Origin of the sequence: Streptomyces sp. L-9-10, from assembly GCF_004151105.1 — a bacterium.
In the GTDB taxonomy this organism is placed as follows: Bacteria; Actinomycetota; Actinomycetes; order Streptomycetales; family Streptomycetaceae; genus Streptomyces.
The window spans coordinates 1-14,156 of record NZ_PHRF01000166.1; the positions used below are offsets into that span (position 1 = coordinate 1).

Genomic DNA, 14,156 nt, shown 5'->3' on the forward strand with positions numbered 1-14,156 from the left:
AACGCACCACCACACCCACCCACCACCACACCCGCCAACTCAACCCAATGACGACACAACCGCTCCACCGACACCGCATCAAACAAATCCGTGCTGTATTCGGCCGCCGCGAGCAGCCTTCCGTCCTGCTCCGAGAACGCGAACGTGATGTCGAACTGGGAGGCTTCCCGGACCGACGGAACCGCCTCGGCCCTGAGGCCCGGCAGGTCGAACTCCGCCCGCGGGGTGTTCTGGAGCACGAGCATGGCCTGTACGAGAGGGGTACGGCTGGTGTCGCGCTCGGGGGCCAGCTCCTCGATCAGCCGGCTGAAGGGCACGTCCTGATGGGCGAAAGCGTCCAGCACGGTCGTACGGACGCGGTCGAGCAGCTGGCCGAAGCTCTCGGACTCATCGACCGTCGTCCGCAGCACGAGGGTGTTGACGAAGAATCCGACGAGGTCTTCCAGCTCGGCGCGCTCGCGCCCCGAGACACCTGTCCCGAGCGCGATGTCCGTCCGTCCGCTGTAGCGCGCCAGCAGAAGCTGGGTAACCGCGGTCAGCGTCATGAACAGGCTCGCGCCCCGCGCACGCCCGGTTCCCGTCAGGAGCCGGGTCAGCTCCGCCGGGACCTCGAAATGGTGCAGGGCACCCGCCGAGGTACGGACCGCCGGGCGCGGCCGGTCGGTCGGCAGTTCCAGCGGCTCCAGTCCTTCAAGCTTCCCTCGCCAGTAGGCGAGTTGGCCGTCGAGCGTGTCGCCCGCCAGCCGGTCGCGCTGCCACACCGCGTAGTCGGGGTACTGAATCGGCAACGGTCGCAGACCGGCGTCCTCGCCACGCACCGCGCCGGTGTAGAGGGCGCTCAGCTCGCGCGTGATGACGCCCATCGACCAGCCGTCCGTCACGATGTGATGCATCGTCAGCATCAGTGTGTGCGTGTCCTCGGCCGTTGTGGCCAGCAGCGCTCGCAGCAGCGGCCCGGTCGCCAGGTCGAACGGGGCCGCCGCCTCGGCGCGGAGAGCGGCCTCCAGCTCGCCGTCCGTGCCGGGCGCGGTCGTACGTACCGCCACGTCCATGGTGTCGTGCACGACTTGGGTGCCGTGCCCGTCCACCGTCTCGAAGGTGGTACGCAGCGCCTCGTGCCGGGCGACCAGTCCAGCGACGGCGGTCCGCAGCGCGGGGAGGTCGAGCGCGCCGGTCAGCCGGAGGGTGCCGCAGACGTTGTACTCGGCGGCGCCGGGGGCGAAGTCGTCGAGGAACCACAGGCGTTCCTGGGCGAAGGAGAGCGGCAAGCGCCCTTCCCTCGACGCGGGAACGATCGCGCCGCCCTGTACGTCGGTACCGGCCGAATGGTCGCCACCAGGCGCTGAGTCAGCACCGCCCGGCGTCGAGTCGGCACCACCGCTCGCCGAGCCGGCACCGCCGCGCGCCGAGGTGTTCGCCGCGGACGTGCCCGCCAGTGCGTCGAGAGTGGCCGCCAGGTCGGCGAGCCTCGGGGCCTCGAAGAGGTGACGTACGGTCAGTTCCGTCCCCAGACCGCTCCGGATGCGGCTGATCACCCGGGTGGCGAGCAGGGAATGCCCGCCGAGGGCGAAGAAATCGTCCTCGGCTCCGACCTGCGCCGTATCCAGCACCTCGGTCCAGATGGCGGCGAGCGCCCGCTCCGTGTCGGTGCGCGGGGCGAGGTATTCGGCGGACTCGGCCCAGTCGGGGGTGGGCAGGGAGCGGCGGTCGAGCTTGCCGCTGGAGGTCAGGGGAAGCGCGTCGATCGGCACGAACGCGGCGGGCACCATGTAGTCGGGCAGACTCTGCCGGATGAGGTCGCGCAGTTCGCGCGCGGCGGGTACGGAGTGGCCTTCGGCGGGGACGACATACCCGGCGAGCCGGGCGGTGCCCTGGCGGTCGTCCCGTACGACGATCGCGGCGTCGCTGATCGCGGGGTGCCGGCGGAGAGCGGCCTCGATCTCGCCGGGCTCGATACGGAAGCCGCGTACCTTCACCTGGTCGTCGGCGCGGCCGAGGTGTTCCAGGGTGCCGTCCGACGTCCAGCGGACAAGGTCGCCGGTGCGGAAGAGCCGCCCGGAGGGATCGAACGGGTCGGCGATGAAGCGTTCCGCCGTACGGTCGGGACGGTTGGCGTAGCCACGCGCGAGCCCGGCTCCGGCCACGTACAGCTCGCCCGGAACTCCGCGCGGTACGGGGCGCAGCCGGCTGTCGAGGACGTACACCTGGTTGTTCCAGACGGGCCTGCCGATCCGTACGTCCGGGCCCTCGGCCTCCCAGACCAGGCTGTCGGCGCTGATCTCGGACGAGCCGTAGAGGTTGAGGAGCCGGGCGTGCGGCAGCTGCTCGCGGAAGCGGGCGGCGAGCGCGCGGCTGAGCGGCTCGCCGCTGCTGATCCAGCAGCGGCAGGAGGCCAGGGCGGCCGGGTCGGTCTCGTCCAGGAGGACGGAGAGGAGGCTGGGTACGAGCGTCATCCGTTCCACGCGGTGCCGCTCGATCAGCCGGGCCAGCGCGAGGGGGTCCTTGGCCTCGTCGTCGGAGGCGAGGATGATGCGCCCGCCGTGCACCAGGGTGCCGAGGATCTCCGTCGCGCTGTCCAGGAAGCTCACGGAGCTCTTGGCGCAGACGACGGCGTCGCGCCACTCGGGGTAGGTCTCGGAGAACCACGCCCAGCGGCTGAGCAGGCCGCCGTGGAGACCGAGGACGCCCTTGGGCCGGCCGGTGGAGCCGGAGGTGTAGATGACATACGCGGTGTTGCTCGCGGCCAGGGCCACCCGCGGCGTACGCGAGGGCAGCGCGGCGATCCGGTCGCGCAGACGGTCGACGGCGACGACGGTGCCGTGGAAGCCGTCCGGCAGCGGTCCGGTGAGCGCGTCCACCGTGACCGCGACCCGGACCCCGCTCTCGGCGAGCATCCACGCCACGCGGTCCTGCGGAAGCGCCGGGTCCAGCGGCAGATACGCTCCGCCCGCCTTGAGCACGGCCAGGATGGAGACGACGAGATCGATGCCACGCGGCAGGCAGACCGCGACCGGCTCCTCGGGGCGGACCCCGCAGTCGATCAGGTGGTGCGCCAGTCGATTGGCGCGCTCGTCGAGTTGACGGTACGTCAGGGTTTCGTCGTCGTCACCGCAGGTCAGCGCGGGCGCGTCGGGTGTGCGGTCGGCCTGCTCGGCGAAGCGCGCCGGGATGGTGCCGGCGGCCGCCTGGGGCCGCGCGACCGACTTGCCCTCGGCGAGCAGTCCGGCCAGTTCGTCGGCGGTGAGCAGCTCGGCCTCGTCCAGTCGCCGGTCGGGGGCGGTGACCAGGGCACGGGCCAGTACGACGAAATGCCGTCCCAGCCGTTCGACGGTGGCCGGGTCGAACAGGTCGGTGCTGTATTCGATCGCGCAATGCAGCTGCTCTTCCTCGTCCTCCTCGAATTCCCAGCTCACGTCGTACGGGGATTCCTGGCGGGCGAGGGTTCCGCGTGCCACGCGGACGCCCTCGAATTCGGCGGATTCGACCGGGGTGTTCTGGAGCACCACCATCGACTGGACGAGTGGTGTACGCGAGGTGTCGCGTTCCGGCGCGAGGATTTCCACCAGCCGCTCGAAGGGAACGTCCTGGTGCTCGAATGCCTCCAGTACGGTCTCCCGTACCTCGGCAAGGAATTCGGTGAACGAACGGGTCTGGTCGATACGGGAGCGCAGCACCAGAATATTGATGAAGAATCCGACGAGATTCTCCACCTCGGCCCGCTCACGCCCGGGTACCGCCGTGCCGACCGCTATGTCGTCCTGGCCGCTGTGCCGGGCCATCAGCAATTGAGTGATCGCGGTGAGCGTGACGAAGAGGCTGGCTCCCTGCTCGCTGCCCGCGTTCCGGATCCCCGCGGCGACATCGGCGGGCAGGGTGAAGGCGTGGACGGCGCCGGCGCCGCCGCGGACCGCCGGACGGGGGCGGTCGGTGGGCAGTTCCAGCGGCTCCAGACCGTCCAACCGCTCACGCCAGTAACCGACATGGCGGTCCAGCGCGCTGCCGGAGAACCGCCCGCGCTGCCAGGCGGCGAAGTCGGCGTACTGCACCGCGAGCGGAGGCAGCCCGGCCGCGCCGACGTCTCCGCGCAGGGCGGCGGCGTAGTACGCCCGCAGCTCCCGGACGATGATCTCCATGGAGGCGCCGTCGGTGACGATGTGGTGCATGGCGAGCAGGAAGCGGTACTCGTCGGCGCCGACGCGGACGAGCAGGGCACGCACCAGCGGGCCTGTGCGCAGGTCGTACGGCTCGGCCATCGCCGCGGCGATCAGCCGGTCGGGGTCCGTCGAGTCGGGCAGGTCCACGAAGCGGAACGGCAGCTCGGCCTCCGGACGTACGATCTGCCGCGCCACCCCCTCCTCCGCGGCGAAGGTGGTGCGCAGCGGCTCGTGCCGGGCCACGACGGCGTCGAGCGCCGCCCGGAACGCGCCGACGTCCAGCGGGCCGGTGAGCCGCAGGCTGAGACCGGAATTGTTCTCCGTGGAGTCCCGCTGATACTCCGTCATGAACCAGAGCCGCTGCTGAGCGAACGACAGAGGGAGCGTTCCGCTGCGGTCCACGGACTCGATGGCGTTCCGGCCGCCGCCCGCGCGACCCGCGAGCCTGCTCCGGAGTCTCTCCTGCACGTGCTCCGGCAACGAACTGATCCGGGCCTCGCGCGAAGAAGCGGCGTCCATGGAAAGCTCCCTCATATCCACATCATGAAAACAAGCAGGCAAAAGCACCGCGTGCGCAGTCGACGGTGTTTCGGGCCTGTCCCGGCCCCGCTGGTCCGTCGACGCGCACGCGGGTGACACATGGTGCGTGGTGCGTGTTACGTGGTGCGGTGGTTTCCGTCCTCGCTAAAGGACCGGATCACCGCCGTTCTCGATATCCTCGATGATCAACTCCTCGATCTTCCCGGCGAGTTGCTCGACCGTGGGGAAATCGAACATCACGCGGGCCGAGGGGTTGATGTCGAACACAGTCCGGACCCTAGCAATCACGCGAAGACTCAGGACCGAGTTTCCGCCCAGGCTGAAGAAGTCCTCCTGGATTCCGGTTCGTTCCAGCCCGAGCACCTCCGCCCAGATCTCCGCCACGGCCTCTTCCGTAGGGGTGCGCGGGGCCACCAACGCGGCGCGGCTGCCGTACTCGGGCGCGGGGAGCGCGCGGCGGTCGAGCTTGCCGTTCGTGGTCAGCGGCAGCCGCTCCAGCGCCACGAACGCGGCCGGAACCATATAGTCCGGCAGCGCGTCGCCCAGCGTCCGCCGCAGCCCGGCCTCGTCGAACCCCGCGAGCCCGGCCGCCCCGCCGGCGGGTACGACGTACGCCACGAGCCGCTGGTCCCCGGGCTGGTCCTCCCGTACCACCACGGCTCCCTGGGCCACCCCGGGATCGGCCACGACCAGGGCCTCGATCTCGCCCAGTTCGATCCGGAAGCCGCGGATCTTCACCTGGTCGTCGTTGCGTCCCAGATAGTCGAGCGTCCCCGCGGCGTTCCAGCGGGCGGTGTCGCCGGTCCGGTACATCCGGGCGCCGGGGCCGCCGAAGGGGTCCGCGACGAACCGTACGGAGCTGAGTCCCCGCCGGTTCAGATAGCCGCGGGCCAGGCCGCCTCCGGCGATGTACAGCTCGCCCCGTACGCCCTGGGGCACCGGGCGGAGCGCGGTGTCGAGCACGTACGCGCGCAGATGCGGCAGCGCCCGGCCGATCACGCTTCCCGCGCCCGGGGTCGCGAACTCGGGTTCGGCCCGCCGGCTCGTGACATGCACGGTGGTTTCGGTGATTCCGTACATGTTGACCAGTACGGGACCGCCGTTGCCCGACCGCTCCACCCAGCTCGCGATCCGCGACCAGTCCAGGGCCTCGCCGCCGAACACGACCGTGCGCAGCGCGAGCCGCTCCCGCAGCCCGTCCACCGCGCCGATCTCCTCGGCCAGCCGGTAGAACGCCGACGGGGTCTGGCTGAGCACGGTCACGCGCTCACGTTCCAGGAGCAGCGCGAAGTCCCCGGGGGCGCGCGCCACATCGCGGTCCACCACGACCAGGCGCCCGCCGTACGCCAGCGCCCCCCACAGCTCCCATACGGTGAAGTCGAACGCGTAGGAGTGGAACATCGTCCAGACGTCGTCAGGGCCGCACGCGAACTGCTCCTGGGTGGCGGCGAGCAGCTCCGCCACATTGCCGTGCGAGACCACGACGCCCTTGGGGCGCCCGGTCGAGCCGGAGGTGTAGATGACATACGCGGCGGAGGCGGCGGAGACGGGCGCGCGACGGGGCGGGGCGATCTCCCCGGCGGCCGGTCCGGCCGCGGGGTCGGTCGTGGGACCGACCGTCTGACCGACGGTCTGACCGGCCGCGGGACCGGCTGCGGCGCCGGCCGCCGGGGCGTCCAGCACCACCGACCGGTGCGCCGCGTCCCCGGGCAGGACAGCCGCCGTCTCCCGGCTGGTGATCACCAGATCGGCGGCGCAGTCCTCGATGATGTACGCGATCCGGTCGGCCGGGGACGCGGGGTCGACCGGTACATACGCTCCCCCCGCCTTCAGTACGGCCAGGATCGCCACCACCAGGTCGATCGAGCGCGGCAGCACCAGCCCCACCCGGGACTCCGGCCCCACCCCGTGCGCGGCGAGACGGGCGGCGAGACGGGCGGCACGCGCGGCCAGCTCGCCGTAGTCGACGGTGGTGTCTCCGAACGTCACGGCGGGCGCCCCGGGCACGGCACGGGCCCGCTCCTCGAACATGGCGAGGGGCGACACCGCGGGCACACCCGGATCCCCGCTGTCGTTCCAGGAGTCCAGCAGCAGTGAGCGCTCCTCCGCCTCCAGCGGATCGTGCTCCAGCAGGGGCCTCTCGGGGGCGGCGGTGAGCCGGTCGGCCAGCGTCAGCCAGTGCCTGGTCAGCCGGTCGATGGTGGCCGCGTCGAACAGATCGCTGTGGACGGCCACGGCCTCCAGGCCGCCGCCCGGCCTTGGCTGGAACTCCAGGTGCAGATCGAACTGGGCGGTGTCGCGCGGCGGTACGAACTCACCGACCCGTACCCCCGGCAGGTCGAACTCGGCGCGCGGGGTGTTCTGGAGCACGAGCATGGCCTGTACGAGGGGGGTACGGCTGGTGTCGCGCTCGGGGGCCAGCTCCTCGATCAGCCGGCTGAAGGGCACGTCCTGATGGGCGAAGGCGTCCAGCACGGTCGTACGGACCCCGTCCAGGAACCCGTCGAACGTCAGTGCCTCGTCCACCCGTGAGCGCAGCACCAGCGTGTTGGCGAAGAAGCCGACCAGTCCCTCCAGTTCGGCCCGCTCACGCCCCGAGACGACCGTGCCGACCGCGATGTCGCGTCGGCCGGTGTAGCGGGAGAAGAGGAGTTGCGTCACGGCCGTCAGCACCATGAACAGGCTCGCGCCGCGCCGGCGGCCCGCACGTGTCAGACGGTCCGTCAGTTCGGCGGACACCTCGAAGGTGTGCAGGGCGCCGGCCGAGGTGCGGACCGCCGGGCGTGGCCGGTCCGTCGGCAGCTCCAGCGGCTCCAGCTCCGCCAACTGGTCCCGCCAGTAGGCCAGATGGCCGTCCAGCGCGTCACCTGTCAGCCGGGCACGCTGCCAGACCGCGAAGTCCGGGTACTGCACGGGGAGTTCCGCGAGGTCCGGCTGCTCGCCATGTACGGCGGCCGAGTAGCAGGCACTCAGCTCACGCGTGATCACGCCCATGGACCAGCCGTCGGTGACGATGTGGTGCATCGCCAGGACGAGCACATGCTCACGCTCGGACACCTGCGCCAGGAAGACGCGCAGCAGCGGGCCCGTACGCAGATCGAACGGCGTCGAAACGGCGGCCGACAGGGCCTCGTCCAGGGCGGCGACCTGGACCGGGACATCGAGCGCGTCGTGCACCAGTTGTACGCCGCGCCCGTCGACGGAGTCGAAGGTGGTCCGCAGCGCCTCGTGCCGCGCGACCAGGCGCGAGACCGCCGTGCGCAGGGCGGAGACGTCGAGGTCGCCGGTCAGCCGCAGGGCGGTGACGACGTTGTACTCGACACTGTCACGGGCGAAGTCGTCCAGGAACCAGAGGCGTTCCTGTGCGAAGGACAGCGGCAGGTCGCCATCGCGCGGCACCGGCACCGGGCCACTGTCGTCGGGAGCGGGGACGGGGGCGGAGGCGGGATCGGCGCCCGGGAGCACCGTGCCGCGCGGCACGGTCTCCGCGAGGCGCGCGACAGTCGGATGGTCGAAGAGCGCCCGGGGAGACAGCCCGGCGCCCAGCACGGTACGGATCCGGGAGACCACCCGCAGGCTGGAGATGGAGTCCCCGCCCAGCTCGAAGAAGTCGTCGTGGACGCCGACCCGTTCGACACCGAGGACCTCGGCCCAGGTCTCGGCGAGCGCACGCTCCTCCGTCGTGCGGGGTGCGACATACTCCGCCACCGCATCGGACTCTGGCGCGGGCAGAGCACGCCGGTCGGTCTTCCCGTTCACGGTCAGCGGCAGCTCGTCCAGTACGACGAACGCGGACGGCACCATGTACTCCGGGAGTACGGAGGCCACGTGCGCGCGTACGACGGAGACGTCCAGCTCACCGGACGACGGTACGAGGTAGGCGACCAGACGCTTCACCCCCGGACGATCCTCCCGGGCCAGCACCGCCACACCGCCCACACTCCCGTGACGCGCCAACACCGCCTCGATCTCGCCCAGTTCGATACGGAACCCGCGAACCTTCACCTGACCATCACCACGGCCCAGGAAATCCAGCCGGCCATCCGACCGCCACCGCACCACATCACCCGTGCGATACAACCGCCCACCCGAACCAAACGGATCGGCAACAAACCGCTCCGCCGTCAGGCTCGTCTGACCGTCATACCCACGCGCCAGACCCGCACCACCGAGATACAACTCACCCGGCACCCCGACCCCAACCGGCCGCAGCGCGCCGTCCAGGACGTATCCGGTCGTGTTGTCCATCACGTGTCCCAGCGGCACCGAACCACCCGCAGCATCCTCCGCCACGATCGGGCCGCTGACAGCAAAGGTCGTCGACTCCGTCGGACCGTACCCATTCACCAGCACCGTCCCCGGGCACGCCGCCAGCATCCGCTCCGCCGCCACCGCCGGCACCGCATCCCCACCCGTCCACACCTCACCCAGACCAGCGAAACACCCCGCATCCTCCTCCACCAGCACCCCGAACAACGCCGCCGTCACCCACAACCCCGACACCCCACGCCCCACCGCATCCCGCACCACAGGAACACTCAGCTCACCCTCAGCCACCACCACCGTGCCACCACGCAACAACGGCACCCACACCTCATACGTCGCCGCATCGAAAGAATGCGGCGAATGGAACAACACCCTGCCATGCGCACCCGACGACCACCGGGAATCAGCAGCCAACGCCACCACATCCCCATGCGTCACCGCCACACCCTTCGGCACACCCGTCGAACCCGACGTAAACATCACATACGCCAAAGCCCCCACCGGCAGCACAGCCGGAAGCGAGACCTCATCCACCGGCGCCGCATTCACCGCGACGGCCGGTATCCCACCGATCTCGCCGGTCGCCCGGTCCGTGACCACCACGACCGCACCGCTCCGGCCCAGCACCTGCCGTAGCCGCTCGTCCGGATACCCGGCATGCAACGGAACGTAGGCGCCTCCCGCCTTCAGCACCGCAAGCATGGCCACGACCACATCGACGGAGCGCTCCAGCAGCAGCCCAACCCGCGACTCGACGCCCACACCGCGCTCCGCGAGCACCCGCGCCAGCCGCTCGGCCTGCGCGTCCAACTGCGCGTAGGTCAGCGAGACTTCGCCGCACACCACCGCCACCGTGCCCGGCGAGCCGTCCGCGTGCCGCGCGAAGGCGTCAACGACCGACGGGCCGGCGGGTACGGTCCCACCGCCGTCGCTCCAGTCCCGTACCAGCCGTTCCCGTTCACCGTCCGGCAGCAGCGGCAGCGCTCCCACCCGGGTGTCCGGTCCGGCGGTGAGCGCGTGGAGGAGGTGCTCCATCTGTGCCGTGAGACGCCGCGCCGTGTCGGCGTCGAACCGCGCGGGGTCGTAGCCGAGGTCGAAGCTCAGCCGGTCGCCCGCGTACGCGGTCAATGCCAGAGGGTAGTTGGTGGTCTCCCTGACCTCGATGTCACGGAGCGAGAGGCCGAACCGCTCGGCTCCGTCGGTGTCGACGGGGTAGTTCTCGAAGACGAGAAGGCTGTCGAAGAGGGCTGTTCCCGGCGGCAGTTCGGTCTCCAGATCGCTCAGCGCGATCTCCTCGTACCGACGCGCCTCGACCTGTGCGGCCTGAAGACCGCCGAGCCACTCCGCCACCGACAGCCCGGATTCGACCTTCACCCGGACGGGGAGTGTGTTGATGAAGAGACCGAGGATGTCCTCGGCCCCCGGCAGATCCGCCGGACGCCCCGACACCGTCGTACCGAACACCACATCCGACGACCCCGCGTACTGCGACAACACCAACGCCCACGCGCCCTGCACCACCGCGTTGAGCGTGAGTCCGTTCAGCCGGGCAAAGGCCGTGACCTGCGCGGACAGCTCGTCGGAGACGGCGAGCGACACCCGTTCCGTGGACTGTCCGTGGCTCGCCCTGCCCAGAGGCGTCCGGTCGTACGGGAGCGCCGTCGACTCGGTGAATCCGGCCAGCCGCTCACGCCAGAAGGACCGGCCGGTGTGCTGGTCGCGCGTGGCCAGCCAGGCGAGGTAGTCCCGGAAGGGGCCCCTGTCCGCCTTGGATGCCGCACCATTGTCGTCGGCCGCACCCGTTACCGGGCCGGGCTCACTACCCGTACCCGTACCCGTGCCGGGCTCTGTACCCGTACCCGTGCGGGCGAGGGACGCGTATTCGGCGATCACGTCGGAGAGGAGCGCCGCCGTGCTCCAGCCGTCCAGCAGCAGATGGTGGAAGGTCCACACCACCCGGATCCTGTCGGCGGCGAGCCGAATCAGCACCAGCCGCATCAGCGGCGGGGATTCGAGCGCGATCCCGCGCGCCTTGTCCTCGGCGAGCAACTCGTCCAGCGCGACGGCTCGTTCGGGCTCGTCCAGCCCCGACCAGTCCAGGCTGCGCACCGGGAGGGTCACCGCTCGATGGACCACCTGCACCGGAGTGCCGATGTCCCGCCAGACCACCGAGGCCCGGAGCGCGTCCGACCGCTCCACCACCCGCTGCCAGGCGCGCGCGAGCGCTTCGGGATCGTGAGCGCCCTGGACCACGAAGGAGAACTGTTCGAGGTACGCGGGCGACTCCGGCTCTGCCAGCGCGTGGAAGACCATGCCCGCCTGGAGTGCCGTCAGGGGATAGACGTCCTCGATCCCGCTGCCGTCGTCTCCACGGACCAGCCGGTCCACTTCGCCCTGATCGAGCGCGGCGAGCGGGAAGTCGGACGGCGTACGGCCGCCCGCACCCGGCTCCGCGCAGTGCCGCAGGAATGCTCGCAGCTGGTCGGTCATACCGGTCGCGAGCCGCTCGATGGTGCTCCGGTGGTAGCGGGACCGCGCGTACGACCAGGTGAGGGTGAGCCGGCCGGCCCGTACCTCCCCGATCACATCCAGCTCGTGCGGACGGGCCTCGGCCGGACCGAACTCGCCGCCGGGGTTGAGCGTCAACGACCGGTAGAGGTCGTGCCGCCCGGCCAATCCGTCGAGCTGGCCGAGGTAGTTGAAGCTGACCTGTGGCTCGACGGTGCCGAGGTCGTCGAGGTCGTCCGCATCCCGGTCCGTGGCCAGGTGGCGCAGGGCGCCGTGTCCGATGCCCCGGTCGGGGACGGCGCGGAGCTGCTCCTTCACCGACTTGATGTCCGTCGCCCAGTCGTCGGCCGCGGGCAGCGCGAGCGCGACCGGGTGGATGGACGTGAACCAGCCGACGGTACGGGTCAGATCGATGTCGTCGAAGAGATCCTCGCGCCCGTGCCCTTCCAGATTGACGGCTGTCCGGTCGTGCCCGGTCCAGGTACGCAGGGTGCGGGCGAGGGCCGTCAGCAGCACATCGTTCACCCGCGTCCGGTACACCGGCGGGACCTGGTGCAGCAGCGCCTCCGTCTGCTCGGCGTCGAGCGTCACGGACAGCGTCTCCTGGGCGGCGACGGTGTTGTCCCCGTCGGGGAAGTCGACCGGGATGGCGGAGTGCGCGCCGTCCACCACGGACCGCCAGTAGTCGCGCTGCGGGTCGAAGCCGCCTCGCGCGGTGTGCTCCGCCAGACGCTTCGCCCACTGGCGCACGGACGTGGTCTTGGCCCCGAGAGCGACCGTGCGGTCTTCGCGGACCTGGGCGTGGGCGGTGGCGAGATCGTCCAGCAGGATGCGCCAGGACACCCCGTCCATCATCAGATGGTGCACGGCGATCAGGACGCGCGAGGCATGGTGGCCGCCGGCCGGGACGCCGACAAGCACGCGGATGAGCGGGCCGCGTTCGAGGTCGAAGCCTGCCTGCGCGCGCCGTGTCAGGTCTCCCCAGACGGCGTCGGCGGCCGTCGCCGGCCCGTCGTCCGGTCCCTGTCCGCCGCTCCGCGCGGCCTCTGGATCGCCGACGGGCACGTCAGCGGGTCCGCCCGGCAGCTCATGGATCGTGAACACGGCGTCCAGGTCGAGCCGGGGCTCGATGCGCGCGGTCCAGTGCTGCGGTCCGCGGCGCGCGAAGACCGTCCGCAGCGCGTCGTGCTGCTCCAGTACGGCGGCGAGCGCGCGCCGCAGCGCGGCCGGGTCGGTACCGGGGGCCGGAATGAACTCCGTCGCCATATTGAAGTGTTCGGGTACCACGGGGTGGCCTGCGAAGAACCACTCCCTGATGGGTGTGGGTCCCACTTCCCCCGTGACCGTGCCCTGCTCCGCCAGCACGACGGCACCGGCCGTGCCCGCCACGGCGGCGAGGGCCGCGATCGTCTGCCGGGCGAACACATCACGCGACGACAGCTCCAGCCCTGCCTGCCTGGCCCGTGAGACCACCTGAATGCTCAGGATCGAGTCCCCGCCCAGGGAGAAGAAGTTGTCGTCGACCCCGACCCGTTCGAGGCCCAGCACGTCGGCCCAGATGTCACAGAGGGTCCGCTCCGTGTCCGTACGCGGAGGTGTGTATCCGGCGACCGGACCGGCGTCGGGCGCGGGCAGGGCCTTGCGGTCCACCTTCCCGCTCGCGTTCACCGGCAGCACGTCCAGCACCACGAAAGCCGACGGCACCATATAACCCGGCAGCTCAGCGGCAGCATGCTCCCGCAACACACCCGTCTCGACACCCCCACCGCCCGACTCCGACGGCACGACATACGCGACGATCCGCTTCACCCCGGGACGATCCTCACGGACCATCACCGACACCTGCCCCACCAACCCATGCCGCGACAGCACCGCCTCGATCTCACCCAGCTCGATACGCAGACCACGCACCTTCACCTGGTCATCACCACGCCCCACATACTCCAGCTGACCATCCACCCGCCACCGCACCACATCACCCGTGCGATACAACCGCCCACCCGAACCAAACGGATCCGCCACAAACCGCTCCGACGTCAACCCCGAACGACCCAGATACCCACGCGCCAACCCCGGCCCCGCCACATACAACTCACCCAGCACACCCACCGGCACCGGCCGCAACCAGCCATCCAGCACCCACACCCGCGCATCCGCGACCGGCACCCCGATCGGCGGAGCACCGGCCCCGGGCTCCAGCCGACCACTCATGGAAGCGGCGATCGTCACCTCCGTAGGGCCGTAGGCATTGATCATCGTCCGGCCGTCCGACCACCGTTCGACCAGCTCAGGCCCGCATGCCTCGCCGCCCGTCACCAGCACCCGCAGATCGGGCAGCTCACCGGCCGGCACACTGCCCAGCACCGTCGGCGGCACCAGCGAATGCGTAATCCGCTCCCCCACAAACACATCCAGCAACTCCTGCCCGGCCAACGCCCGACCACCCTCAGGAATCACCAACGTCCCACCACCACCCAGAGCCATCAACAGCTCCATCACCGACGCATCAAAACCCGCCGACGCCAACTGCAACACCCGCGAAGACGCGTCCAGCCCGAACCGCTCCACCATCGCCGCCGCGAAACCCGCGATACCCCGGTGCGACACGACCACACCCTTGGGACGCCCCGTCGACCCCGACGTATAAATCACATACGCCGCCGAATCCAACGACACCGGCCCCACAGG

At 70.7% G+C, this 14,156-nt stretch carries 2 protein-coding genes; both read right to left on the bottom strand.

Annotated elements, in window-relative coordinates:
* Nucleotides 1-4,673, bottom strand: a 4,673-nt coding sequence (locus CU044_RS36340) for a non-ribosomal peptide synthetase (protein ID WP_129773092.1), incomplete at its 3' end; no start/stop codon positions are given.
* Nucleotides 4,674-4,838: 165 nt separating this feature from the next.
* A complete protein-coding gene (locus CU044_RS36345) occupies nt 4,839-14,153 on the bottom strand; it encodes an amino acid adenylation domain-containing protein (RefSeq protein ID WP_345790170.1) in 9,315 nt (3,104 codons plus the stop codon).
* Nucleotides 14,154-14,156 lie beyond the last annotated feature (3 nt).